This window comes from Gordonia humi (assembly GCF_014197435.1).
In the GTDB taxonomy this organism is placed as follows: domain Bacteria; phylum Actinomycetota; class Actinomycetes; order Mycobacteriales; family Mycobacteriaceae; genus Gordonia; species Gordonia humi.
The window spans coordinates 3,012,119-3,035,681 of sequence record NZ_JACIFP010000001.1; the positions used below are offsets into that span (position 1 = coordinate 3,012,119).

At 65.9% G+C, this 23,563-nt stretch carries 24 protein-coding genes, 7 tRNA genes and 1 pseudogene; 15 read left to right on the top strand and 17 right to left on the bottom strand.

Features of this window, described 5'->3' with window-relative positions; all coding sequences use genetic code 11:
• Window positions 1-91 precede the first annotated feature (91 nt).
• The gene (locus tag BKA16_RS13820; RefSeq protein WP_183371189.1) at window positions 92-1,678 is read left to right on the top strand and encodes a DUF222 domain-containing protein; all 1,587 of its coding nucleotides are present in this window, start codon (window positions 92-94) and stop codon (window positions 1,676-1,678) included.
• Window positions 1,679-1,764: 86 nt separating this feature from the next.
• Here BKA16_RS13820 and BKA16_RS13825 read toward each other — a convergent pair whose 3' ends face one another.
• The 9 genes from BKA16_RS13825 to BKA16_RS13865 form a co-directional block, all read right to left on the bottom strand.
• A complete protein-coding gene (locus BKA16_RS13825; RefSeq protein WP_183371190.1) occupies window positions 1,765-5,250 on the bottom strand; it encodes a helicase-related protein in 3,486 nt (1,161 codons plus the stop codon).
• Between the two features lie 56 nt (window positions 5,251-5,306).
• Complete coding sequence (locus BKA16_RS13830; protein WP_183371191.1) at window positions 5,307-6,161, bottom strand: DUF4261 domain-containing protein; 855 nt, start codon at window positions 6,159-6,161, stop codon at window positions 5,307-5,309.
• A 2-nt stretch (window positions 6,162-6,163) separates the two neighbouring features.
• Window positions 6,164-6,658 (bottom strand): hypothetical protein, encoded by a 495-nt coding sequence (locus tag BKA16_RS13835; protein WP_183371192.1) that lies wholly within the window; start codon window positions 6,656-6,658, stop codon window positions 6,164-6,166.
• Window positions 6,659-6,716: 58 nt separating this feature from the next.
• Window positions 6,717-6,791: transfer RNA gene (locus BKA16_RS13840), tRNA-Val, on the bottom strand.
• 24 nt (window positions 6,792-6,815) lie between these two features.
• Window positions 6,816-6,889 (bottom strand) — tRNA-Cys (locus BKA16_RS13845).
• A gap of 27 nt (window positions 6,890-6,916) precedes the next feature.
• Window positions 6,917-6,989, bottom strand: a tRNA-Gly gene (locus BKA16_RS13850).
• A 369-nt stretch (window positions 6,990-7,358) separates the two neighbouring features.
• A tRNA-Val gene (locus tag BKA16_RS13855) sits at window positions 7,359-7,433 on the bottom strand.
• Between the two features lie 17 nt (window positions 7,434-7,450).
• Window positions 7,451-7,524, bottom strand: a tRNA-Cys gene (locus tag BKA16_RS13860).
• Between the two features lie 30 nt (window positions 7,525-7,554).
• Window positions 7,555-7,627, bottom strand: a tRNA-Gly gene (locus BKA16_RS13865).
• Window positions 7,628-7,898: 271 nt separating this feature from the next.
• Here BKA16_RS13865 and BKA16_RS13870 point away from each other — a divergent pair.
• From BKA16_RS13870 to BKA16_RS13895, 6 genes are all read left to right on the top strand, one after another.
• A tRNA-Val gene (locus BKA16_RS13870) sits at window positions 7,899-7,970 on the top strand.
• Window positions 7,971-8,129: 159 nt separating this feature from the next.
• Window positions 8,130-9,536 carry an IS1380 family transposase gene (locus BKA16_RS13875; protein WP_183368742.1) on the top strand — a complete coding sequence of 469 codons (1,407 nt, stop codon included), beginning with the start codon at window positions 8,130-8,132 and terminating at the stop codon, window positions 9,534-9,536.
• A gap of 213 nt (window positions 9,537-9,749) precedes the next feature.
• Complete coding sequence (locus BKA16_RS13880; protein WP_183371193.1) at window positions 9,750-10,229, top strand: hypothetical protein; 480 nt, start codon at window positions 9,750-9,752, stop codon at window positions 10,227-10,229.
• 71 nt (window positions 10,230-10,300) lie between these two features.
• Window positions 10,301-11,158 carry an SDR family oxidoreductase gene (locus tag BKA16_RS13885; RefSeq protein WP_183371194.1) on the top strand — a complete coding sequence of 286 codons (858 nt, stop codon included), beginning with the start codon at window positions 10,301-10,303 and terminating at the stop codon, window positions 11,156-11,158.
• A gap of 41 nt (window positions 11,159-11,199) precedes the next feature.
• Window positions 11,200-11,625 carry a ChaB family protein gene (locus BKA16_RS13890; RefSeq protein ID WP_183371195.1) on the top strand — a complete coding sequence of 142 codons (426 nt, stop codon included), beginning with the start codon at window positions 11,200-11,202 and terminating at the stop codon, window positions 11,623-11,625.
• A gap of 188 nt (window positions 11,626-11,813) precedes the next feature.
• Window positions 11,814-12,572: a SigB/SigF/SigG family RNA polymerase sigma factor gene (locus tag BKA16_RS13895; protein ID WP_183371196.1), complete on the top strand. Its 759-nt coding sequence runs from the start codon at window positions 11,814-11,816 to the stop codon at window positions 12,570-12,572.
• Between the two features lie 178 nt (window positions 12,573-12,750).
• Here the strand turns inward: BKA16_RS13895 and BKA16_RS13900 are convergent, their stop codons facing one another.
• From BKA16_RS13900 to BKA16_RS13915, 4 genes are all read right to left on the bottom strand, one after another.
• Window positions 12,751-13,287, bottom strand: a complete 537-nt coding sequence (locus BKA16_RS13900) for a Dps family protein (protein WP_183371197.1) — start codon at window positions 13,285-13,287, stop codon at window positions 12,751-12,753.
• A gap of 10 nt (window positions 13,288-13,297) precedes the next feature.
• Entirely contained in the window at window positions 13,298-14,095 is a 798-nt protein-coding gene (locus tag BKA16_RS13905; RefSeq protein WP_382427403.1) for a type 1 glutamine amidotransferase domain-containing protein, read from the bottom strand.
• 31 nt (window positions 14,096-14,126) lie between these two features.
• On the bottom strand, window positions 14,127-14,498 hold the full coding sequence (locus tag BKA16_RS13910) for a hypothetical protein (RefSeq protein WP_246371773.1): 372 nt from the start codon (window positions 14,496-14,498) through the stop codon (window positions 14,127-14,129).
• A gap of 331 nt (window positions 14,499-14,829) precedes the next feature.
• Window positions 14,830-15,036, bottom strand: coding sequence for a hypothetical protein (locus tag BKA16_RS13915; protein ID WP_183371198.1), 207 nt, complete (start codon window positions 15,034-15,036; stop codon window positions 14,830-14,832).
• 222 nt (window positions 15,037-15,258) lie between these two features.
• Here BKA16_RS13915 and BKA16_RS13920 point away from each other — a divergent pair, with 222 nt between their 5' ends.
• The 6 genes and pseudogenes from BKA16_RS13920 (at window position 15,259) to BKA16_RS13945 (ending at window position 18,540) form a co-directional block, all read left to right on the top strand.
• The gene (locus BKA16_RS13920; protein ID WP_183371199.1) at window positions 15,259-15,489 is read left to right on the top strand and encodes a hypothetical protein; all 231 of its coding nucleotides are present in this window, start codon (window positions 15,259-15,261) and stop codon (window positions 15,487-15,489) included.
• Window positions 15,490-15,526: 37 nt separating this feature from the next.
• Window positions 15,527-15,940, top strand: a complete 414-nt coding sequence (locus BKA16_RS13925; protein WP_183371200.1) for a hypothetical protein — start codon at window positions 15,527-15,529, stop codon at window positions 15,938-15,940.
• Window positions 15,937-17,168: pseudogene (locus BKA16_RS13930) on the top strand (NRAMP family divalent metal transporter). The gene BKA16_RS13925 and the pseudogene BKA16_RS13930 overlap by 4 nt, the downstream one beginning before the upstream one ends.
• Window positions 17,165-17,515, top strand: coding sequence for a hypothetical protein (locus BKA16_RS13935; RefSeq protein WP_183371201.1), 351 nt, complete (start codon window positions 17,165-17,167; stop codon window positions 17,513-17,515). The pseudogene BKA16_RS13930 and the gene BKA16_RS13935 overlap by 4 nt, the downstream one beginning before the upstream one ends.
• The gene (locus BKA16_RS13940) at window positions 17,512-17,823 is read left to right on the top strand and encodes a hypothetical protein (RefSeq protein WP_183371202.1); all 312 of its coding nucleotides are present in this window, start codon (window positions 17,512-17,514) and stop codon (window positions 17,821-17,823) included. Before BKA16_RS13935 ends, BKA16_RS13940 begins: the two co-directional genes overlap by 4 nt.
• 36 nt (window positions 17,824-17,859) lie before the next feature.
• Window positions 17,860-18,540, top strand: a complete 681-nt coding sequence (locus BKA16_RS13945) for a PAS and ANTAR domain-containing protein (protein WP_183371203.1) — start codon at window positions 17,860-17,862, stop codon at window positions 18,538-18,540.
• On the opposite strand, the gene BKA16_RS13950 is transcribed toward BKA16_RS13945, so the two are convergent.
• From BKA16_RS13950 to BKA16_RS13965, 4 genes are all read right to left on the bottom strand, one after another.
• Window positions 18,531-19,124, bottom strand: coding sequence for a hypothetical protein (locus BKA16_RS13950; RefSeq protein ID WP_183371204.1), 594 nt, complete (start codon window positions 19,122-19,124; stop codon window positions 18,531-18,533). The genes BKA16_RS13945 and BKA16_RS13950 overlap by 10 nt on opposite strands.
• Before the next feature lie 115 nt (window positions 19,125-19,239).
• Entirely contained in the window at window positions 19,240-19,605 is a 366-nt protein-coding gene (locus BKA16_RS13955) for a VOC family protein (protein WP_183371205.1), read from the bottom strand.
• Between the two features lie 122 nt (window positions 19,606-19,727).
• Entirely contained in the window at window positions 19,728-20,900 is a 1,173-nt protein-coding gene (locus tag BKA16_RS13960) for an alcohol dehydrogenase catalytic domain-containing protein (RefSeq protein ID WP_183371206.1), read from the bottom strand.
• 89 nt (window positions 20,901-20,989) lie between these two features.
• Window positions 20,990-21,646 (bottom strand): ANTAR domain-containing protein, encoded by a 657-nt coding sequence (locus BKA16_RS13965; RefSeq protein WP_183371207.1) that lies wholly within the window; start codon window positions 21,644-21,646, stop codon window positions 20,990-20,992.
• A gap of 145 nt (window positions 21,647-21,791) precedes the next feature.
• Here BKA16_RS13965 and BKA16_RS13970 point away from each other — a divergent pair, with 145 nt between their 5' ends.
• Together BKA16_RS13970 and BKA16_RS13975 are read left to right on the top strand one after the other, a co-directional pair.
• Window positions 21,792-22,427, top strand: a complete 636-nt coding sequence (locus tag BKA16_RS13970; protein ID WP_183371208.1) for a helix-turn-helix transcriptional regulator — start codon at window positions 21,792-21,794, stop codon at window positions 22,425-22,427.
• 50 nt (window positions 22,428-22,477) lie between these two features.
• Window positions 22,478-23,536 carry an IS630 family transposase gene (locus BKA16_RS13975; RefSeq protein ID WP_183371209.1) on the top strand — a complete coding sequence of 353 codons (1,059 nt, stop codon included), beginning with the start codon at window positions 22,478-22,480 and terminating at the stop codon, window positions 23,534-23,536.
• The last annotated feature ends 27 nt before the right edge of the window (window positions 23,537-23,563 follow it).

Here is a 23,563-nt window from a genome sequence, read left to right on the forward strand (position 1 = left end):
CAATTAACCCTGAATCAGTCCGGAACCTCCCCTTGACTCAGGGTGACACATCTCACTATAATCGAATGTACGTTCGATCATGGGGGTTGGGATGCACACCACGTTGGGGGACCAGAAAGCCTCGACGATCGCGGTCGAGGATGGTGCGATCATCGTTCGGATCGCGGTGCCGGAGACGGCGCAGGGTGCTGATGTCGATCAGGCGGCGTTGTTGCAGTTCGCGGCGCGGTCGGATTCGTTTCAGGGTTTCATTCTGTGGCAGCGGTACGTCGCGGTCTATCGGGTGTGGGAGGGCAAGGTCGCTGCCGCCGTCGATGCGGCGTCGGAGGTCGGTGTGGACTCGTTTTCGCGGGTCTACGATCCGTTGTGCCAGACCGCGGCCTCGTACGCGGTGTTGACCGGTAGTAGGCAGTTCACTGCGGAGCGGTTCGTTGATCGGGCGATCTCGATGATGGAGCGTGTCCCCGAACTGGGCAAGCTGATGCGTGATGGGGTGTTGACGCCGGGCTGGTTTCACGCCGCGTTGGCGCAGACCGAGGGAGTGCTCGATGAGGATGTTCTCGCGGTGATCGATCACGAGGCCGCGGCGCGGCTGCGGGAGATGGGTGCTCTGTCGGCGAGCCGGGTCGAGATGACAGTCAACGGTGTCGTCGCCGAGTACGACGCTGATGCGGCGCTGGCTGCTCGGGAGGCGGCCAAGGTCGGGAAGAAGGTCGTCACGGCTCCGGTCGATACGGAACTGTCGGAGCTGTCGGTCACTGCTGCCGCCGAGGATGTCGAACTGGCGAAGAAGTCACTCGACACTGTTGTCGAGGGAGTGTGCGAGGGGGATCCGCGGAGTAAGCAGGTCCGTCGCTCGGATGCGGCGATCGCTCGGCTGCGTGGTGTGCCGTTCACCTGTCGGTGCGGTGAGGATGACTGTCCGGCTCGGTTGTCGGAGGAGGAGATCGCCGGGCGTGCGAGCAAGATCGTGCTGCATGTGATCGCCCGTCGCGAATCCCTGGAGGGTGATTCGGAGACGCCGGCGTTCCTCGACGGGTTCGGTCCGATCTCGGCCGAGCATGCTCGCGAGGTCGCGCAGCGTGGTGACACCACCGCCCGCACTTTGGATGTGGGTGAGCTGATGAACGGGACCGCGCAGGCCGCCGACGGGTACCGGCCGACGGCGGCCTGCGATACCGCGGTGCGTGCACTGCACGGTGAGTGCTCGGTGATCGGATGTGTCGAGGCCGCGTGGAACTGCGACTTGGATCATGTCCAGGAATACGATCATGCGGATCCGGCGGCTGGTGGCCCGACGTGTCCGTGCAATCTCGTCCCGCGCTGTCGGTTCCATCACGGGCTGAAGACTCATGTTCGCGGGTGGGTCGATGATCTGATCGTTGATGCGACTGGTGTGGTGTGGACGGAGATCACGACGCCGGAGGGGATCACGGTGCGTGCTCGGGCGTTGAATTCGTGGTTGGTGCCGGAGCTGGGTTTGTTGCCGTGTTCGCATCCGGGGCGGGTGGTTGATGTCGATGCGGTTGATGTGGGTTCGGGGCCGGTACGTCCGTTGACGCGGACGCGGGCCAAGCATCGGTATCGGATGAGGATCCGGGCGGCGAACCGTCGTGCCCGTGCGGGTGTGCCGATGCCGAACGCGGAATTCGCGGACTGGGGCGAACCGCCGTTCTGACCCGGGGCCCGGCGGTGCGTGAGGGCGGACGTCGTCGCATGACGCTCGCCCAGTTCTTCTCGCCCAGTCGTCCTCGACCGGTCTTCTCAGTGCGGCGCCGACGCCTTGGTCCACGACTTCTTCCAGTCGAGGTCGACGCTGCTCACATCGACATCGCCCATGTCGATGTCGTGGAAGTGATTCGTCAGATACCGCACCTCGTCGAACTCCGGCCCCTCCGGACTCACCGCGACCAGCGCCAAACGGTGGTTCGCGCCGGTGTTCTTGCCGTGCTGGACCTGGTTGTACGAGACGGTCACCGTGTCGGCGCCGACGATCCGTCCCTTGACCTCGATGAAGATCGACGGCGGCCGCGAACCGTCCGGCAGCGGAGCGGGTGTCGACAGCACGTCGTATCCCTTGTTGTTGTGCGGCATCTCCTCGGCCGAGCGACCCAGCCGATGCTCGGCAGCCAACACCGCGGCGACGGCGCGCGCATCCGTCGCCATCGTGTCCGCCGCATGGCGGGCGACATCGCCGCCGACGAATCCGGCGGGCACGACGACGAACGCCGTCTCCACCCGGGGTGGGCGTGCCGAGAGCGCGCGTTCGTCGGCCAGCTCGGTCAGTCGGTGCGACAGTCGAGCTTCGAGATCGCGTGCCTGGCGAGTCAACCGCTCAGGACTGATCCGCCGTCGACGCTTCGACCCATTTCCGGACTCGTTCTCCTCCCGTCGCCGCGCCGCTTCGGCGTCGAGGAAGTTCACCTGATCGACCAGCCGTGAGCGGACAGCGTTCTCGACCTTGTCGACCTCCGGCACGATCCGAGCGGTCACCTCGGACAGATGCTCGGGGACGCCGGTGCCGGTCAACCAGCGCGTCGCATCGTCGGCGAACGCCGCCGACAGCGCACCCCGCGCGGCCTCGGCCACCGTGGGATCGGGCAGGGGAGCCAGGTCGAGCTGCGGAGCCGTCCCGGCATCGCTCACGGCGCCGTCGGCTCCGACCGCGACGAACGCGAACCGTCGACTGACCACGACGCCGGTCCCGTCGACGATCTCGGACGAGACCGCCACCACCGCATACGGCTTGGTTCCGGGATCGGAGGGATCGAACAACGTGGCCCCCGACGTGAGCAGGTCGCGATCGCGTTCCACGACACCGTCGAGGACCGCATCGAGCAGCGGATGACCCGGTGCCAACAGTTCCGCCCGCGTGACCGACGACGAGACCGCGGTCGGCTCGAACGTGACCCGCTCGTAGGCGCGTGTCACCGGCCGCCACCCGTGCTCGCGGCGTGCCGGACGGTTGCGCAACGACGCCGGGACGTTGGAGATCTGGAAGCGGCCCGTTTCGCGTCTGATCAGTCGCCCTCCGAACGTGGCGAACGCCCGCGTGAAGAACTGCTCGATGTAGTGCGGCTGCAGCCGCCGGGCGGTGGCCTCGTCCATCTCGCGGCGCAGCCGGTCCATCTCCACCGGATCGAGAGTCTCGCGGGCCAGCGCACGCTCGGACACCAGTGCCTCGCAACCCGCCGCCACCTCCCGGTCGACGACGCGTTCGATCTCGTCGAGCCGCGCCGGATCGTCACCGTAGAGCACCGCGTCCCACAGCAAGTCGCGCAGCGGCCTGCCGCCGAACGCTTCGTCGCCGAGCACGTCGAAGAGCTTGCCGCCGTACGCCGCCCGCTGCTGCTCCATCTTGGCGAGCAGCCGCGTGTAGACCTGCCCTTCGCGGGTGTCCGCGGCGACGATGTTCCACAGACGGCACACGTGGCGCTGCCCGATGCGGTGAATGCGCCCGAAACGCTGCTCCAACCGGTTCGGGTTCCACGGCAGGTCGTAGTTCACCATCAGATGGGCGGCCTGCAGGTTGAGACCCTCACCCGCGGCATCGGTCGCGACCAGAACGACCCGATCGGGCTCGTTGGTGAACTGCTCGCGCACAGCGACGCGGTCGGTGCGTCTGGTGCCGCCGTGAATCGTCAGCACCGCGTCGTCGGAGCCGAGGACGTTGCGGATCTGTGCGACGAGGTAGTCGAGCGTGTCCTTGTGCTCGGTGAACACGATGAGCTTCCGCGGCGCGCCATCGGTGTCGCGCAACAGTCGGCGGTCGGTGAGCAGTCCGCGCAGCTCCGCCCACTTGCGGTCGTCGCCGCGGTCGCGCACCCGCGTCGCGAGGGCGACGAGATCGGTCAGTATCCCGATCTCGGTGTCGAGTTCGGCGACGGTTCGTGCCGCGGTCGCCGCGTCGACCACCTCCTCTTCCAGCTGCTCGAACTCTTCGGCGGTGAACTCGTCCGGGTCGTCGAACAGATCCGGTGAGGGAAGGGCGATGCGGTCGTCGACGGGGATCCGGCCGGCGATCAGATCGGCTCGCCGCGTGGTGAGCCGATCGCGGCGACGGTGCAGGCTGCGGAGCACCGCGTGCGTGCTCGATGCGAGGCGGCGTTGCAGGACGGTCAACGCGAACCCGACAGTGCGTCGCTTCGGCGAATCCGGCGACGACGCCGCGCGATTCATCTCCACCCGTACATACCGGGTGACCGCCTCGTACAGCTCGGCTTCGCCGTCGGAGAGCTCGTAGGGCACGGTCTCGGCGATGCGTTCGGGAAACAGCGGGCGTCCCTCGAACGTCAACAGCTCCTCCTTGACCATCCGGCGCATGATGCCGGATGTGTCGACCGCACCGCCGCCGCGTCGGCGTCCGGCGTACCGGTCCTCGTCGAGCAGCGACAGGAACAACTCGAAGTTCTCATCGTTCCCGGCGTGCGGGGTGGCGGTCATGAGCAGCAGATTGCGGGTCACCGACCCCAGGACGCGACCGAGTCTGAACCGAGCAGTCTCCCGTACCTCCAGGTCGGGGCCGTTCCACGCGGCGGACATGCGGTGGGCCTCGTCGACCACGACCAGGTCCCACTCGGTGTTCTCCAGGTGTCCGATCAGCTCCGGATCGCGAGCGAGCTGATCCATCCGGGCGATCATCAACGGATGCTCGGCGAACGGGTCGCCGCCCGGGCTGACATTGATCAACTCCCGAGTCAGGAGCGTGGTGACGATGCCGAACTTGGTGAGCAGCTCATCCTTCCACTGCTCGACGAGGCCGCCCGGTGCGACGATCAGCATGCGGGTCAGGTCGCCGCGCAGCTGCAGTTCTTTCGCATACAGTCCGGCCATCACCGTCTTACCCGCTCCGGGATCGTCGGCGAGGAGGAACCGGAGCGGTGTGCGCGGCAGCAGTTCGCCGTACACCGCGCGGATCTGGTGGGGAAGAGGGGAGATGTCGCTGGTGCCGACGGCCGCCATCCGGTCGTGCGCCGCCGTCCTGCCGATCCGCAACGCCTCCGTCGCAATGCGGAAACGGTGCGGGTCGGCGTCGAACGTCCACGATGCGGCCGTCGGCTTCTCGATGGTGATACGTGTCAGGTCATCGGCGAAGACGAGTTCGTCGCGGATGCCGAGACGCTCATCGCGGACGATGAGCGTCGCCGTGGTCTCCCCGACCAGATTCACCGCGACGAGGTCGACGCTCTCGCGCCACCGTCCCGAGAGTCGTTGGCCGGCACGGAGTTGGGAGAAGGACTCGATCGCCATGTGCACACAGTAGTGTGTGGCTGCGACAGAGTTGTCCGCTGTGTTCGAGTACCGCGCTACTTCTTTCGGAACCAGCCGCGTTTGCGCGTCGGCTCCGCGGCCGTCGGTGCGACCGGCTGTTCACCGTCGGAGGCGAACGTGAGCTGCAGGACCGTCTTGTCCGGGTTCAGGGCGGACGGCGCGTGCATGGCGAACAACTCGGCGTCCTCGGTGGCGCCGAGCGAATGCCCGTCGCCGATGACCGGACCGTTCTGCAACTGGTAGATCGAGATGTTCGCCAGACGTGCGAACGTGTCTTCGGCGCTCTCCGGCGATTCGACGATCTCGATGTCCATCAGTCCGAGCATGTCCATGCCGCGCGTGTGACCGGTCATCACGCCGTCGGCACGCGGCGCGACGTTCAGCGCCACCCATGCCGGGAGGATCGGGTCGGGGAGGGTTTCGATGGCGAGGTCGCGGAACAGCTTCGGCACCACGACGTGGTCGGCGCTGCCGAAGTAGACGGCGACGACGGATTCGGAGACCGCGACGGCGGAGGCGATGACCTTCGACAGCAGTGTCGCGTCGTCGATGGCGTCGGTGTGCGTCGTGTCCTCGCCGGGCCGCATCACGGTGACGATCGTGTGTGCGCTGTAGTCGGTCGGCGCCGGGACGGTGTCGGGCCAGAGTCGGCTGTACTGGGCGATCGCGGCGAGATCGTCGCCGACGGTGGCGGGAATGCCCATCAGCGCGATCATCGTGTCGCCGTACGACAGCGACAGCGGACGGTCGTCGGACGGGTTCTCCGCGGGGTCGACCGTCAGGAGTGCCGGATCGAGATCGGCGAAGTCGGCGAGCATCTGCTCGCGGAGTCGTTCGCCGGTGAGTGCGGGATCGAGGTGGCTCTGGAACAGCATCGCGAGGCTTGGCACGGTTACGGAAGTCCTAACGCTGGGGCTATCGGAGCGATGAACGCCGTGTACGCGTCGACGACCGCATCCGAACCGGACCCGCAGGCGTAGTCCGAACGGTCGACGACGGTCCGGCCGGCATCCTTCACGAGGACAGCGTACGTGGAACCTCCGGCGCAGCCGTCCTCACCCTCGACCGGGTCCGGCAATGCGGTGAGCGCGTCGACCATCGTCTGCCACTGCGCTGGTCGGACGGTGGTGCGCGAGGTCGATTCGGGATCGACGGTTCCTCGAACGGTTCTGTAGGTGCCGATGCGCGCCGTCGCCTCTCCGTCGGAGATCTCGACGACGTACTCCTCGTGATAGGGCGGCGGCGTGGACGATCCGATGTAGGTGAACTCGACCGTCGTCGACGATTCCGGGAGGTGCAGGGGAGTAGGTGTCGCGGCGGACGAGCAGCCGGCGGCGAGACAGATCGTGGCGAGGGCAACCGAGTAGCGATGGATGCAGCGGCTCATGCGTGGAGGTTAATCAACAGAACGACACAGGCCCGTCGAACGAACGACGGGCCTGCGGTGGTGCGCGATACAAGGATTGAACTTGTGACCTCTTCCGTGTCAGGGAAGCGCTCTCCCACTGAGCTAATCGCGCAGGACTTGTTAAGTTGTTCTCCAGTGGAGGTGGCGACGGGAATCGAACCCGTGTGCACGGCTTTGCAGGCCGTTGCCTCACCACTCGGCCACGCCACCGTGACGAGATTTTCAAACTCGTTTCCGAGCGGATGACGGGATTCGAACCCGCGACCCTCACCTTGGCAAGGTGATGCGCTACCAGCTGCGCTACATCCGCATCGCTTCCCGGGATGTTCCCGGCCAGCGAGAAGAAACATTAGCGGGTAGTCGTCGTCGATGACAAATCGCCAGGTCGTCAGGCTCGGTTCGCGGCAGGCCCGCGTCGACCGGACAGCGTTGTCCGCGTGTGGTTTTCGTCGATCGCAGGCGGGTGGAAGGCTCGACCGGCGGCGAAGCGAAGATGGAACGGCGGCATCTGAGGTGCCGGTCGGGGAGAAGGCGAAGGCTCGGGTGGTCGGAATCGCGGTCGCAACGAGACCGTGGACCCAGTCGTCGGCGGGAGACGGCGCCGCTCGTGGTGTCACGTCGGACGCTTGGTCGAATGGAAACAGGTCGGCCCCGGCTCGACGAGCCGGGGCCGACCTGGTGGTGCGCGATACAAGGATTGAACTTGTGACCTCTTCCGTGTCAGGGAAGCGCTCTCCCACTGAGCTAATCGCGCGGGATATGAAACTGTGGTGGAGGTGGCGACGGGAATCGAACCCGTGTGCACGGCTTTGCAGGCCGTTGCCTCACCACTCGGCCACGCCACCACGTGCGAGATACGTCCTAGCCTCGCTCCGAGCGGATGACGGGATTCGAACCCGCGACCCTCACCTTGGCAAGGTGATGCGCTACCAGCTGCGCTACATCCGCATGCTGCCGATCGCCTTGTGGGCTGTTCGGCAGCGACATGAACAATACGGGTACGGCCGACGTTATGACAAATCGGCAGGTGGGGGAGTTACACGTATGTGTTTCGGCAGGTCTGGGCTCTGCTCGGCTCACGCAGGGGTGTCCACGTGGTGCCAGATCGTGGTCCGAGCGGTGGCGACGAGGTGATTTGCCGTCTCCTCGGACTGGTGTGTAGTCTCATTTCTCGTGCGAAGCGCCCCGGTGCTCATCGCGCAGCAGTTCAACTTCATACGGTCCCGTGGCTCAGTGGAAGAGCGTCCCGTTCACACCGGGAAGGTCGCTGGTTCGATCCCAGCCGGGACCACAACGAAAACCCCTGTTCACAGGGGCTCTCCTGCTAAACCTCGATCCACCGATGAGTCGGGGTGTTCAGCGGGTGTCCTGACGCAGAGATGCCCCTCTGACCGGGAAGAATAGAGCTTGTCTAAGGTCCTATTCGCCCAGCCAGAGAGGCATCTCGTAGATGCAATTCAAGCACGCTCCCGCCGCGGTGTCGGCAGTGTTCGATGACCCGAATGTCGTGTCGGCGGTCGGCCTGGTCCCGATGCTGCGACTCGCGCGGGCCGCGGGGCTCGTTTCGCTGTCGCAGGCCCGGTTGACGGTGCCGACGGACAAGGGCTCCAACGCCGGCGGCAAGGTGATGGCGTTGGTGGCGGGGATGCTCGCCGGGGCGGACTCGATCGACGACATGAACCTGCTCCGCCACGGCGGAATGGGCCGGTTGTTCGCGAGGACCTACGCGCCGTCGACGCTGGGATCGTTCCTGCGCGCGTTCACCTTCGGACATGTCCGCCAACTCGACGCCATCGCCTCCCGGGTGCTTCAGAGCCTCGTTTCGACGGCGCCGCTGCTGCACGCGCACGGCGATGAGCAGGTGATGGTGGATCTGGACGACACCATCATCGAAGTCCACGGGTATCAGAAGCAGGGCGCCTCGTTCGGGTACTCCGGCGTCCGCGGCCTGAACGCACTCCTCGCCACGGCATCGACGACCTCGTCGGCGCCGGTGATCCTCGCCCAGCGGTTGCGGCAGGGCAAGATCGGGTCCCCGAAAGGCGCCGCGCGGATCGTCGGCGACGCCCTCGCCACCCTCCGCCGCTCGAACCCCGGCAGCGGTGCCAGGCCGTTGCTGCGCGCGGACTCCGCGTTCTACGGCCACGCCACCATCGGCACCGCGATCAGCGCTGGCGCGGACGTGTCGGTCACGGTGCGGATGGATCCGGCGGTGAAAGCCGCGATCGCTACCATCCCCGATGACGCATGGGAGATGATCGAGTACACCGACGCGATCCGTGACGAGACCACCGGGCAACTGATCTCGAAGGCCGAGGTCGCCGAGATCCCGTTCACTGCGTTCCGCTCGAGGAAGAAGGCGGAGCAAATCGCGGGGCGGCTCGTGGTGCGCCGGATCCCTGACCTGAACCCGAACAAGGTGGAGCAGCCGACACTGTTCGACACCTGGCGGCACCACGCGTTCTTCACCACCACCGACAAGAACGTCACGGACACCGTTGCCGCGGACAAGACCCACCGCGGCCACGCGATCATCGAGCAAGTCCACGCCGACCTGAAGAACGGGCCACTCGCGCACCTGCCCTCCGGGGTGTTCACCGCGAACAGCGCCTGGCTCGTCCTCGCCGTGATCACGTTCAACCTCACCCGCACGGCCGGGGTCATCGCCGACCGCGCCGGACGACTCGCGAGAGCCACGACCGCGACCATCCGCCGCACCCTCATCCACATTCCCGCACGCCTGGCACGCTCCGCGCGCCGGGTCACGTTGCACCTGCCCGAGGCCTGGCCCTGGCAGACCGCCTTCGCACGACTGTTCGCAGTCACGCACGCACCACCACCGGCAACGGCCAGCTGACCACCGCCGCAACCCGCGGCACGACCGAGACCCAGTGGACGACCGGGATGCGACGCCCGGAACCCAGCCCTGCCCCCGCTACCTCACCAGGCGGCGATCACACCGACCCCGCCCACCCAGGACTCATCGGTGGATCGAGGCTAAGCAGCCCGTGTTCAAGACCGCCGCTGCGAGGATCCATCGGAGACACGGCCGAGACGAGCGGAGCATGCGATGACCGGTCTCGCACTGGTGCTGAGTGAGCTCCACCGGGGAGAACGAGGACTCTCGCTCGATCTCGACGGGGTCAGCCGCCGTCACGACGGCGACTACGAAGTCCACTACACGGCTCGTGAACTCGCTCGATGGTCGCGTCGTCACACCCAGGCGATCATCGATACCGCGACCGAGTCCGGTGTGCGCCTCGAACCGATGCCGCTCACCCGCACCGACGACGACTTCGGCAGAACGATCGACCGTACGGGGCCGAACGTCGATGACGCGTTGACAATCCTGGACGACCTGCGGCGCTTGCATCTGAAGGCGACAGGCGTCGCCGTCGACTGGTTGATGCTCGCACAGGGTGCTCAAGCCTCGCGGCATGGCGGGACCTTCGTCCGATTGGCGACACGTTGTCGACCTGACACGCTACGTCAACTCGATTGGACACTGGCCATGTTGAAGGCGCTGTCACCACAGGCGCTGTCCGGCTGACGTTCGTCTCCGCGGCCGATCTGCAGACCGCAGAACGTTTGACACCGTGCGGCGCGGGGCACTCGGCATACATGTCTACCGAGAAGAACCCTAACGATCCCACGATCGACTATCCGGGCGAGACGTCCGAGATGAGTGACCAGCCACGGGACACCATGCGTGACTACGTCGGTCGAGGACTGTTGGAAGGACGATGCGCCTTGGTCACCGGAGGCGACTCTGGGATCGGGCGAGCGGTTGCGATCGCCTTCGCGAAGGAAGGCGCAGATGTCGCGATAGCGTACCTCTCCGAGGAGGAGGACGCCCGGCGGACCACCGATCTCGTACGTGATCAGGGTCGGCGGGCGGCGGCGTATCGGGCCGACCTGGCGGACCGTTCCGCATGCGTCGACGTCGTCGAACGGACCGTCGGCGACCTGGGCGGTCTCGACATCCTCGTCAACAACGTCGCGTATCAGGCGCCGGTGGACGATCTGTCCGAACTAACGGATGAACAGTGGTCGCGGACCTTCGCCGTCAATATCGACAGCTGTTTTCACACGACGCGAGCCGCACTCGACCATCTCACGCCCGGTGGCACGATCATCAACACCGGCTCGGTCAACGGGCTGCGTGGAAACAAGACGTTGATCGACTATTCGGCGACGAAGGGCGCGGTACACGCCTTCACCATGTCGCTGGCACAGGCGTTGATGGACCGCAGGATCCGTGTCAACTGTGTCGCCCCCGGACCGGTCTGGACCCCGCTGATACCGGCGACGCTGCCGGCAGACGAGGTGAAGGACTTCGGCGAGCAGGCCCCGATGGGACGGGCGGCTCAGCCCGACGAGATCGCGCCGTCGTACGTGTTCTTCGCCGCACCGCAGCTGTCCTCGTACTACACCGGCGAGGTGCTCGCACCGATCGGCGGGGAGACGCACCCGGGGTGAGAAACAGAATTCGAACGTCCACACAACGAGAAGGAGTTCACATGCCGAAGACAGACCAGGAAGGCCGTCCGGTGAAGAGCGAGCTGCCGGCGACGGTGGCCCGATCATCGAAGAAGGCACAGCGTACGTTCGCCGAGGCACACGACAGTGCGCTCAAGGAGTACGGATCGGAAGAGTCCGCGCACCGCGTGGCCTACAGTGCGCTGAAGCACTCGTACGAGCGAGTGGGAGATCGATGGGTGGCCAAAGACGAACGAGGTCCCTCCGATGAGCGCGACCGCAGCGGCGGACCTGACGCCTCCGGAACGAGCCACGGGGGAGTCGACGCTGAGGCGAGCAAGGCACACCTGATGGACATCGCCCGGGACCTCGACATCAGAGGGCGTTCGACTATGCGGAAGGCCGAACTCGTCGATGCGATCGAGCACGCGAACGCCAAGGCAGCGCGCTCGTCGAATCGGTCGTGAGAATCGCCGAAGTCCTTTCCCCACGTCCTGGGAAGCGGTAGTGTCGAGGTCACTCGGTTCAACCAACAGCCGAGTTCCGTGGCCCTGAGACGCACTGCGTCCGGGCATTCGCATCATCACCGCACAGTGGGCGTTCGCCGTGTGCGTTCACGCTCCTATGCGGTCGACGGTAGAAGGAGCTCTGGGAAATGAAGGACAACGAGTACGAACATGTGACACAACTCCTCGGGGAGCGAGCAGCTCTGCCCGACGACGATCCGAGGAGGGCTCGTCTTCGCGACGAAGCAGTGCTGGAAAGCCTTCCGCTCGCTCAGCACATCGCACGACGTTTCAGCGGTCGTGGCGAGAACCACGACGATCTGCTGCAAGTGGCCCGACTGGGCCTGGTTCATGCATGCGACAGGTTCCAGCCGGCGCGCGGCTCCGACTTCCTGTCGTTCGCGGTGCCCACAGTGATGGGCGAGGTCCGACGCCATTTCCGTGACCGAACCACGATGCTCCGGGCACCACGTCGCACGAAGGAGATGTCGCTTCGGGTCGCCGACACCGAAGGTCGCTTGACGCATCGTCTGCGGCGTTCGCCCACACGCGCGGAACTGGCCGTCGAACTGCAGACAGATGTCACTGAGATCGACGAAGCGCGGCGGGCCGCGGCCGCATCGGTGACCGTTTCGTTGGATCGTCCGGTGAGCGGCACCGACGATCGGTCGACGGTTGACCTGTTCGGGGCGGTTGATCCGAGTTACGACGTCGTCGACGACACACAGGCGCTCAGACCCGCGCTAGCGCGGTTGCGTCCACGCGAACGCAGGATCCTCGGCCTCCGCTTCTACGAAGACCTCTCGCAGAGCGCGATCGCGCGGCGTACCGGTCTGTCGCAGATGCACGTGTCCCGGCTGCTCCGGCAATCGATCGCGGAGCTGCGACACGAGCTGTTGCCGTCGTGAGTGCACGAGTGCCGGGCGTCGTCTCGGGTCAGTCGATCCGGACTGTCGGCCACCGATCCGCCCCCACGACGATGTCGTCGGTCGCGGCCTCAGGCCCCGCCACCGGGTGAAGGACCACCTGTCGAGATGACTGCCGACCGGACTGCTTCCGGTCGGCAGTCGTCGTCGACAGACAGGGTCAGCGAGCCGCTGATGCGGCTCCGGTCTCGGTGGTCTCCGACGCGTGCGGGACGGCGCCTCGCGGACTCTCGAGATGAGCGCGCAGGAACCACTGAAACTGTTCGAGTTCGCCGGTCTGACCGATGAGAAGGTCCTCGGAGACGGGGTCCGTCTCGGAGGCCAGGTCGATCGCGGTCCGGTGAGAGGCGATCACGCCGTCGTACACCAGGTCGAGAGCGGCGAGATGCGCGTCGACGGTGTCGCGCCCCAGACTGTAGTCGTCCCAGGTCCGATCGCGTTCGATCGCAGTGGGCGTACCAGACGGCGAGCCGCCGAGCGTGGCGATGCGCTCGGCGATCACATCGGCGAAACGGCGCACCGTCTCGACTTGGGGGTCGATCATCTCATGAACTCCGATGAAGTTGGGGCCCACCACATTCCAGTGCACGTGCTTGAGTGTCAGATGCAGATCGTTCAATGCACTGAGGCGGGTCTGCAACACCTCGATCAATCGGTCGGCGTTCTGCTGTTCGGCGGGCGTTCGATGTGTCGGCATGTGTCGTCTCCTAGGGGTTTCGGCGCGCGTCCGCAGACTGCGCGATCGTGTCGATGACGGTGCTGCAGAAGTACTCGAGGTCATCGGGCCCTCGACTGGTCACCAAGATGTTGGGGCCGATGTCGCACGTCACGACCGGCTGATCGACCCAGGATGCGCCCGCGTTGGCGAGATCGGTGCGCAGGCTGGGCCATGACGTGAGCCGTCGGCCTCGAACCACGTCCGCATCGATGAGAGTCCACGGAGCGTGGCACACCGCGGCGACCGGGATGCCGGCGGCGAAGAAGTCGTTCACCAGCCCGACGACGTCGTTCCGGGTACGCAGATAGTCGGGATTGGCCACGCCTCCCGGAAGCACCAGCGCATCGAACTCCTCGGCGGAGACCTCGGTGGCGAGGTGATCGACCGGGTACGTGTTCGCCCGGTCGAGATGATTGAACGTCTGGACGACACCCGAGACGGTCGAGATCAGAGCGGGAGCTCCGCCCGCTTCTCGAACTGCGGTCCATGGCTCGACCAGTTCCGCGTCTTCTGTGCCCTCCGGCGCGACGATGAACGCGACCGAGGCTCCGCTGAGACGACCGGGAGTCGCGACCTGTCGTCGCAGGGTCTCACCGGAGTCCGGGTCGTCGGCGAGTCCGGACGTGCTCACATTCGTCAGACCAGCGGGGTCCGTGCGCAATGTCACGTCACCGGTGTCGGTGTCCACCCTCGCTGTGAGCGGTGCGGCTCGGATGTGGCCGTCGGCGAACCGAACGGTCATTCCCGCACGGTCGATCGTGATGTCGGTCGAATCGATGTGTGCCACATGGCCTCCTCAGAGTCGTGTCGTTCACGGATCAGTCGGAGCCCGGACGCCCGTGAAACTTCTGCTCGTAGTCGAGAGCTTCCTCCCGGGTGATCTCGGGGATCAATGGATCGTGCTGCGCTCGGTCGTGTGCGGGATGACGTACCAGCGCCACTCGAACCGCTGCGATACAAGAGATTCCAACGACGCCGCACACGGCTGTCGCAACGATCCACGGCGTCGCCGTAGTGTCGCCGCCGGCCGTGGTGAGCGCGACCGCCAAGAAGGCCAACGCCGCGAGGACGAGTCCGTAACCGATCAGTCCTACCGCTTTCAGCGGGCGGACGCTGTCTGCCGGCGCATGGGCTGCCACCGGATCGTCCTCGCCGTGGTCGTCGAGACCGGGAGTGCGATCGGACGTCATGACGGATCTCGCGGGACACCGGCGTCGACACGGTCGACGTGTCCGTGATCGCCTATGCGCGCAGCACACGCCGCGCAACAGTACATCCGCCCGTCCGACTGCACGCCGTGGCCGATGACGGTTGTCGAGCAGGTCGCGCATCGGGGAGCGAGTGCCGATATCGCGCACTCGAAGCTGTCATACACTCCGTGTTCTTCTCGTTCCTGTACGGAGATCAGCAACGGAGCGTCATAGGAGTTTCCGCATACATCACAGGTCGCCATCGGTTCTCCTCTCATTGAGACGGCGGCGGGGAGGCGACCGCCGTCGGCGATCCCTCCCCGCTGCGCCGTCAGCTGTTGTCGTTGTCGTGGCTGTGTTCGCCACCGCGGACCTTGGCCTCGTGGGGCTGGTCCTGTGCGCCCTTGCGACCGGCCTCGGCGGGATCGGCGCCCTCGGAGGCACCGAACTGGCCGGGGCTCTGCTCGCCGCCCTTGTGCGCCTGCTCCTCGGTGTCCGACCGGTTGCCGAACTGTCCAGGATTGTTCGGATCTGCCATATCGATCTCCTCCTTCTCCTGTGGTGAACGTGTGATGCGTCTGCACCCACGCCGCTTCGAGTACCCGCGGTCCCGACCGTCAAACATCGGCCCGGGCACCTATTCACAGCAGACCGTGATCGTCGCGTTTCGTTCCCCGGTGACCGGGGAACTCCGATGGCGGCCGCTCGGCAGGCAACGCGAGCGACCGCAGATGGAACGACCGAATGGAAGGAGTGCCGCATGTCCGAGACCGGAGACATCACGGGAACCCGAGACAAGGATTACAACCTCATCTGGTACGTCGAACAGTGCCTGAACAACGCCCTCCGACTGGAGACGTACATCGCCGACGCCGAACGCGTGGGCGATTCGGCGGCCGTCGACCTGTTCCGCAGAGCCCAAGCGGACAGCCAGAAGGGCGCCGAGATGGGTAAGGAACTGCTCGCGTCGAGAATCGGTGTCGCGGCCTGACAGGGCAGGGACACCGGTAGGCCTTGCCGCAGCCGTCGTGCTGATCGTCACGGTGTGCGTCGGCTGCGCTCAGGCTCCGGGCGGTGTGGTCGGCGAACTGGTGACGTCGACAGACACCGCCCGGTCCGGCGTCCTCACCGCTCGAGGAGCGATCTCCCAATGGCAGCGCGGCCGGTTGCCCCGAACGGTGGCGGCAGTCGCAGTCGACGACGCGCTGTCGACCACCTACGATGCGCTCGGCGTGATCATCGTGTTGGACGTTCCCACCGATGCCGATGAGCGAGCCCGCATCGATGTCCAGCAGCACCTGTCGGCGGCGGTCTCCGGTGTCGTTCGAGCACGGAGAGTGCTGCACGGCGACGCCGACTCCGAGGCCGTTCGCGACGCGGCGAATGCACTCGACCGCATCGGCGCCGATCTCGACACCACATCCGAACGGCTGACCCGGTGAAGAGCCGCCTGGCCGGTGTGACACTGGGGATCCTCACCGCGATCGGCGGGTTCCTCGACATCGGTGACATCGTCACCAACGGTGTGGTCGGTGCGCGATTCGGTCTGTCGCTGGCGTGGGTCACACCGATCGGTGTCATCGGCATCATGGTGTTCGCCGAGATGTCCGGCCGGGTCGCCGCATGCAGTGGCCGCGCTACGTTCGAAATCATTCGGGAGCGGTTGGGGCCTCGCATCGGCGGGGCCAATCTGATCGGTTCCGTCCTCACGACGGTGCTCACACTCACCGCGGAGATAGGCGGGATCGCCGCGGCCCTGCACATCGCGAGCGATGTCCGGCCGATGCTGTGGATACCGGCTGCCGCGTTCGGTGTGTGTGGGTAATCCTGTGGCGAGTCCGCTTCTCGATCATGCAGAACGTCACCGGGCTGCTCGGGCTGGCTCTGATGGTGTTCGCAGTGGTCTTCTTCGTGCTGAGCCCGTCGCCCGGCGAGGTCGCCGCCGACCTTGTTCCGAGGCTTCCCGCGGACGAGGCCGCACCCGTGTACTGGTATTACGCGGTGGCCCTGTTCGGTGCGGCGATGACGCCCTACGAGGTGTTCTTCTTCTCTTCCGGCGGTATCGAGGACGGGTGGACCGCACACGATGTACGGCGTATGCGGATCAACGTGTTCATCGGTTTTCCACTCGGGGCGATCGGGTCGTTGGCGATCATGGGGACCTCGGCCGTCGCGTTCGCGCCGAGCGAGATCGATGTCGACTCCCTCTCGTCGTTGCTGATCCCGGTGGCCGAGGCGGGCGGACAGCTCGCCGTGGCGTTCGCCATCGTCGGCGTTCTGGCGGCCACGGTCGGAGCGTCGCTGGAGACCGCATTGTCGACGGGGTACGCGGTGGCGCAGTATTCGGGTTGGACGTGGGGCGCGGCGCGGCGGCCTCGGGACGCCGCGAGATTCCATGTGGTCGTCCTCGCTGCGATAGTCGTCGGCGCTCTCGTGCTCATGACCGGCGTCGACCCCGTCGCCGTCACCGAGTACTCGGTGGTGTTCTCCGCGATCGCCCTCCCGCTCACATACCTGCCGATCCTCGTGGTCGCGGGGGACCGCGACTACATGGGCGCCCACGTGAACGGATGGTGGGCCAACGCCGTGGGAACAGTCTTTCTCGGGATCGTCGTCGTCGCATCGGTCGCGGCCATCCCCCTCATGATCATGACAGGAGCTGGGCGGTGACCCACGAATTCCTCGACTTGCGTGCGCATCTGCTGGATCGGCAGATCCTCGACGCCACCCGTGAACCGGTGGGTGTCGTGGACGACGTGGTCTTCGACGACGGTGGCGGCGACGGCCCACCGCGGGTCGCAGCTCTGTTGACCGGTCGGGCTCTGATCGACCGAATCCTCGGAGACGTACCCGAACCGTCGCGACTGACATCGGTGGATGCACGACTTCTCGAGGATGTCGGCGTCGTCGTCTCATTGTCCGCGGGCGATGACGAGCTCGGCGACGTCGGATGGGTCGAACGGTGGACGCGCGACCACGTCGTCGCCCGTATACCCGGGAGCAGGCTGCGCGGATGAGAGCGAGAGCCAGCGAACTCCTGGGGTGCGAGGTCGTCGAGGACGATCGACGCGTGGGCGTGATCGTCGACCTCAGGCTCGCGGTCACCGACTGCGGGCTCGACCTGGTCGGGCTTCTGGTGGGACCGCGTAAGCCCATTCGTCTACTCGGCCCTTACGAAGCCGATCGGTCCGGCCCGTGGCTCGTCGACACGCTCCTTCGACGCCGGGACCGGAGCATTGTCTGCGTCGCGTGGACCGACGTGATCGAGGTCGGGCGGGACCTGGTCCGCATCCAGCGGAACCGTGCGTCCCGCGTTCCCGAATGAGCCGCGACCGTCGTAGATGCGGCGTAAAATGACCGCATGACCGGGCGCGTTTCGGATGACTCGGACGCCGCTCGGCCGAACGAGCCGTGTATCGGGTCCTTCCGATATTGGTTCGACCCCGACCGATGGGAGTGGTCGGACGAAGTTGCCGCCCTGCACGGGTACATGCCGGACGAAGTCGTACCGACGACTCGACTTCTGACCGAACACAAGCACCCCGACGACCGCGAGACGTTCCACGCCATGATCGAGCGGATGCGATCGGCGCGGACGTCGTTCTCGAGCCGGCATCGGATCATCGATACGAGGGGCGTGACGAGGAGCGTGATCGTCGTCGGCCGGACATTCACCGAGGCGGGCGTCGTCGCAGGAACGGAGGGCTTCTATCTCGACGTCGGAGGCGTCGTCGAGGACTCAGTACGTGGCCGCGTCGCCGACCATGTCCAGCACTTCCGCGAGCACCGCGCCGTCATCGAACAGGCCAAAGGAATGCTGATGGCTGTATACGGGATACCTCCGGACAGAGCCTTCGATGTCCTGCTCTGGCTGTCGCAGACACGGAACGTGCCCGTCCATGCGATCAGCGATTCGATCGTGGGGACGGCGATCTCGGGAACCTGGATCCCGTCCACTGCGCGGCGGGCATTCGATCGCGTGCTTCTCGACGGTGCGGAGCGAGCCGTGGCCGACACTCTCGATCACACAGATCAGCGGTGACGCCGCCGCCCTTCTCGGCTGCCGTGATATGCGCTGCGACGGAGCCCGGCGAGCCAGGAGGGCAGTGGCTCGATGCCGGCGGGAACGGAGTCGGCCGGATCGAAGGCGATCTCGTTCGCCGCTCGGACGTCCCCGAACTCGACGGTCCCGACCACCGACCACGGGTCGCCGTCCCGACTGGCGGTCAACGTCAGGACGGCGCTGCCGACAGTCAGGGCGTCGGCGAGGTCGTCGAGGTCCAGCTTCGGTCCAGTCGGCGGCGTCACCAGCCGTCCGGCGAGTCGCCAGACGGCGCCCCGATACCGGAACCGGCTGAGCGGTGACACGCTCACTCCGGACCACTCCCGCGTAGGTGTCGGCAGTCGTACCCCGGCAATCGGGCGCAGCGGCCCGGTCATCAGCAGGTCCCACCGGTCCTCGTCGCACGCGCCGGTGATGGTGGGCGCTTCGAACCGTATCGCGACACCGACGAGGTCGGGCAGGCCTCGAGGAGACCCGAACGCTTTCGATATCCGTATCGTGACAGCGCCCGGGACGATGGGCAGCTCGTCTGTCTCGATGACCGCGGCGCCGACGCGTGTCACGCCGCGTCGATGAAGTGCACGGCCTGCGCGCGCTGCGGCGACAGCACGAGCGGGTCGACGAATGAGTGTATCGCTCGTGGGCCGTCGCATACCTCTCCTTGCCGTGGCCGGGACATCAGATGGGCGTGTCGACGGCTGCTGTGATCTCGATCGTGTTGCCGTCTGGATCCACGACGACGGCGCGCCCCGGCACAGCCGGATACGGTGGCCGGGGAGTCGATGCGCCGAGCGCGATCAGGCGTTCGACGGCGGCGGTGACGTCTTGTGAGTCGAATGCCGTGAGCCGGACGCGGATCCGCGGCCTCGGGGGCATCACGCGCCCGACGATCACTCGGACACGGTGGCCCCCGTCGACGAGTTCGATGCGATCGGGCTGTCGCCGCCCGACTGTCAGCTGCAGTGCCCGCTGCCAGAACGCCGCGGTTCGGTCGACGTCGCCGGTGAGCAGTCGGCATGGTTCGGGGCCCTCCAACGCCAGCATCGACTGCCCTCCTCTCGTGTCGTCCGATGGTGTCGGAGTTCCCCGCACGGCAGCGGGTGAAACCTGAGGATCATGGAGTGACCTGTCGTCTGCCGGGCGAGGTCCGCCCCGAGCGACGACAGTCACGGTCGCAGCACGACCTTGACGTAACCGTCGCTCTTGCTCTGGAACTTCGCGTAGGCGTCCGGCGCATCGGCGAGCGGCAGCTCGTGCGATGCGAACGCGTCCACCCCGAGTGGATCGGCGTCCGTCAGCAGCGGCATGATCGCGTCGGTCCATCGTTTGACGTTCGCCTGTCCGGTACGAATCTGAATCTGTTTGTCGAAGACGGTGAACATCGGCAGCGGGTCGACCATGCCGCCGTAGACTCCGGAGACTGAGACCGTACCGCCGCGGCGGACCACGTCGAACGCCGTGAGCAATGCAGCCAGGCGATCGACCCCAGCGGCAGTGGTCACCTTTCGGCCCACCGAGTCGGGGAGGACGCCGGCGGCGCGTTGCATCGCTTGTGCGATCGGTGAGCCGTGCGCCTCCATTCCGACCGCGTCGATCACAGAATCGGTGCCCCGGCCCGCGGTCACGTCACGGACGGCGGAGGCGACGTCGTCACCGGACGGAAGGGTCTCGACCCCATGCGGTGCGGCCCGCGCACGACGTTCCGGTACAGGATCGACACCGATCACCCGATGTCCACGCAACTTCGCGATCCTCGCCGCCATGTCCCCGATCGGGCCGAGTCCGAGAACGGCGACCGATCCGCCATCGGGGACATCGGCGTACTCCACCGCCTGCCATGCGGTCGGCAGCACGTCGGAGAGATAGCCGAAACGACTGTCGGGCGGCCCGTCCGGGACTTTGATATGGGTGAACTGCGCTTGTGGAACTCTGAGGTACTCGGCCTGGCCTCCGGGGAGCGATCCGTACAGGCTGGAGTAGCCGAACAACGCGGCACCGGTTCCCTGCTCGCGCACCTGGGTGGTCTCGCACTGGGTGTACAGCGACCGGTCACACATGTAGCAGCGGCCGCAGGAGACCTGGAACGGTATCACGACGCGGTCGCCGACGTGCAGGTCGCCGGCGTCGGATCCGACCTCCTCCACCGTCCCCATTGCTTCATGTCCGAGTACGTCCCCGGCGGTCATGAACGGAGTGAGGACCTCGTAGAGATGAAGGTCGGACCCGCAGATGTTGGTCGAACTGACCTTGATGACGGCATCGGTGGGGTCTTCGATACGGGGATCGGGAACGGTTTCGACTCGAACGTCTCGTCGGCCCTGCCAAGTGACTGCGCGCATGCTCGTTTCCTCTCGTCGGCTGGTCGCTATCCCTGCAGATCGGGGTTCCCCGCAGGCGGAGTCGCAAACGTCCAGTCCGGCGGAGCTGGTCAGTCGAGTACGTCCTCGTGCGCGTTGAGCAGGATCCGATCGACGTTCGCGCGGGCGCGTGAGGACAGGTCGATGTCAGCGATGCGCCGTTCGATGGCAGCGGCGAGCGTGTACAGCTTCACGTTCGATTCCTGCGACCGCCAGACGAGCAGGTCGAAGGCTTGTTGGGCATCGAGTCGGTAGACCAGCATCAGTGCGCCTTTGACGCGTTCGATGGTGGCCCGCCGACGGACCATCTCATCGACGTCCATTGTTGCCCGGCGCCCCTGGCCGAGATCGTCGCTCCGCGAGTCTCCGTTCGGCGATCCCGTGACGTAGAAGCCGAAGGTCCCCTGCCGACGACCGTCCACGTCATGCAGCGAGTCGGCGATCACGATCACCGGGATCACCGTGCCGTGCCGGTCGACGATCCTGTGTTGGCTGCTGAACGGTTCACCTGCGTGCCGCACCTGTTCGATGAGGGTGGCGACGCGGTCGCGGTCGTCTGGGTGTTTATGCATGAGCAAGAGGTCGCTGGTCGGCACGACGGCATCGGCAGAGTCGTAGCCGTGGAGGCGAGCCAGTTGATCCGACCACTCCCAGCGGTCCTCGTCGATGTGATACGAGAATCTCCCGTACCGGATTGCGGCCTCGTCGGGGCGGTCGGGGTCGTGCACTTGCTGTGTCCTCCGGGAGTGCTCGGGCAGGTGACCTGCGCGCTGTGCTGCGGCGTGAGCATCAGCCGCATCTACCGATCTTAGGACGCAAAAGGGTTAAGTAGTACACCCTCAGGGGTGTAGCGCGGAGGGATAGGGTGGCGGTATGGCACCGGTTCGAGTGGCCCTGATCGACGACTACGACGTGGTGGTACGGGGGCTTGCGACAATGCTCAGACGGTACGCCGATCGTGTGAGCGTTCAGTCGTTGTCCACATCAGGTGACGTCTGGGAGACGGTCGACATCGCGCTGTACGACTCATTCGCCAGTCCTCCCGCCGAGCGGCGCGTCATCGACGACCTGACCGCGAACGCGCGGGTCGCGAAGGTCGTCGTCTACACCTGGGAACAGTCCGAGCCATTGGTCGCCTCGGCGCTCCGGAACGGCGCCGTGGCATTCGTGTCGAAACGCCTTCCCGCTGCGGAACTGGTCGATGCGCTCGAGCGGATCCATGCCGACGGTGTGACGCAGCGAATGTTTCCCGGTAAGACGGACACTGCGTCGTCCAATGCCGGGGACTGGCCCGGACGCGAAGAAGGCCTCACACAACGTGAGGCCGAAGTGCTGGCGTTGATAACTCAAGGGATGAGCAATGCGGAGATCGCCGAGCGGACCGGTCTCTCGATCAACTCGGTGAAGACGTACATCCGCACCTGCTATCGGAGGATCGGGGTGGCGACGAGGGCGCAAGCCGTGCTGTGGGGTGCGCAGCACGGTTTCGTCCCTGACCGGCGCCACTAGTGTCGCGTGTCGTTAATTAGTTTAGGGTTGTCGGGTTGAGAGAATTGGTTATGGCTAATACTCCAGCCCCGGCCCTGGAACTGCGTGATGGTGATGCGGACGAGCTCGATCAGTTGTTGAGGTCGACCACGACGTCGGCTGGTCTGGCGCGTCGGGCGCGGATCGTCGTGCTTGCTGCCGATGGGATGGCTAATACGCGAATCAGTGAGGTCGTCGGGACGTCGGTACCGACGGTCCTCAAGTGGCGTTCACGGTATCTCCAGGACGGACTCGATGGTCTGCTCGACGCTGAAAGGACCGGTCGCCCAAGGTATCTCAATCACGCCGATGTCGTGTCGGCGACGTTGATGCCGCCACCGAGAAAGTACGGGGTCACGCATTGGTCCTCGCGGCTGCTGGCCGGGCACCTCGGAATCGGGAACGCCACGGTCGCCCGCGCCTGGCGTGAGTACGGCGTTCAGCCGTGGCGATCGGGAACATTCAAGTTCTCCACCGATCCGCAGCTGATCGCCAAGGTCACCGATGTCGTCGGCCTGTACCTGGAACCACCGGAGAACGCGATCGTGTTGTGCGTGGACGAGAAATCGCAGATCCAGGCCCTCGATCGCACGGCCCCGATGCTGCCGACACAGCCAGGGCAGATCGAACGCCGCACCCACGACTACAAACGCCACGGCACCACCACCTTGTTCGCGGCCCTGCAGATCGCCACCGGGCAAGTCACCGCCGCGGTCAAACCGCGACATCGCCACCAGGAGTTCCTGGCGTTTCTACGGCAGATCGACCGCGCCTACCCCGGCCAGGAACTGCATCTGGTCATGGACAACTACGCCACCCACAAGAAGGCCGAAGTCCGCGACTGGCTCGCCCAGCACCCGAACATCACAGCCCACTTCACCCCGACCTCCGGGTCATGGCTCAACCTCGTCGAGGTCTGGTTCGGCATCATCGACCGACAAGCCATCCGCCGAGGTGTCTTCACTTCAGTCAAAGACCTCAACGCGAAGATCCGGGCATTCATCAACGGCTGGAACGACCGCAAACACCCCTTCGTATGGACCAAAACCGCCGAGGACATTCTGAAGAAAGCCCAACCGAAAACTAATTAACGACACGCGACACTAGGGCGTGTCTCC

Bases quoted from the DNA above. Each gene is read 5' to 3' on its own strand.
- BKA16_RS13875 (WP_183368742.1), top strand. From the start codon at position 8,130: ATGCAATTCAAGCACGCTCCCGCCGCGGTGTCGGCAGTGTTCGATGAC.
- BKA16_RS13820 (WP_183371189.1), top strand. From the start codon at position 92: ATGCACACCACGTTGGGGGACCAGAAAGCCTCGACGATCGCGGTCGAG.
- BKA16_RS13895 (WP_183371196.1), top strand. From the start codon at position 11,814: ATGAAGGACAACGAGTACGAACATGTGACACAACTCCTCGGGGAGCGA.
- BKA16_RS13835 (WP_183371192.1), bottom strand. From the start codon at position 6,658: ATGAGCCGCTGCATCCATCGCTACTCGGTTGCCCTCGCCACGATCTGT.
- BKA16_RS13945 (WP_183371203.1), top strand. From the start codon at position 17,860: ATGACCGGGCGCGTTTCGGATGACTCGGACGCCGCTCGGCCGAACGAG.
- BKA16_RS13880 (WP_183371193.1), top strand. From the start codon at position 9,750: ATGACCGGTCTCGCACTGGTGCTGAGTGAGCTCCACCGGGGAGAACGA.
- BKA16_RS13970 (WP_183371208.1), top strand. From the start codon at position 21,792: ATGGCACCGGTTCGAGTGGCCCTGATCGACGACTACGACGTGGTGGTA.
- BKA16_RS13955 (WP_183371205.1), bottom strand. From the start codon at position 19,605: ATGCTGGCGTTGGAGGGCCCCGAACCATGCCGACTGCTCACCGGCGAC.
- BKA16_RS13920 (WP_183371199.1), top strand. From the start codon at position 15,259: ATGTCCGAGACCGGAGACATCACGGGAACCCGAGACAAGGATTACAAC.
- BKA16_RS13910 (WP_246371773.1), bottom strand. From the start codon at position 14,498: ATGACGTCCGATCGCACTCCCGGTCTCGACGACCACGGCGAGGACGAT.
- BKA16_RS13900 (WP_183371197.1), bottom strand. From the start codon at position 13,287: ATGCCGACACATCGAACGCCCGCCGAACAGCAGAACGCCGACCGATTG.
- BKA16_RS13825 (WP_183371190.1), bottom strand. From the start codon at position 5,250: ATGGCGATCGAGTCCTTCTCCCAACTCCGTGCCGGCCAACGACTCTCG.
- BKA16_RS13975 (WP_183371209.1), top strand. From the start codon at position 22,478: ATGGCTAATACTCCAGCCCCGGCCCTGGAACTGCGTGATGGTGATGCG.
- BKA16_RS13915 (WP_183371198.1), bottom strand. From the start codon at position 15,036: ATGGCAGATCCGAACAATCCTGGACAGTTCGGCAACCGGTCGGACACC.
- BKA16_RS13940 (WP_183371202.1), top strand. From the start codon at position 17,512: ATGAGAGCGAGAGCCAGCGAACTCCTGGGGTGCGAGGTCGTCGAGGAC.
- BKA16_RS13885 (WP_183371194.1), top strand. From the start codon at position 10,301: ATGTCTACCGAGAAGAACCCTAACGATCCCACGATCGACTATCCGGGC.
- BKA16_RS13960 (WP_183371206.1), bottom strand. From the start codon at position 20,900: ATGCGCGCAGTCACTTGGCAGGGCCGACGAGACGTTCGAGTCGAAACC.
- BKA16_RS13890 (WP_183371195.1), top strand. From the start codon at position 11,200: ATGCCGAAGACAGACCAGGAAGGCCGTCCGGTGAAGAGCGAGCTGCCG.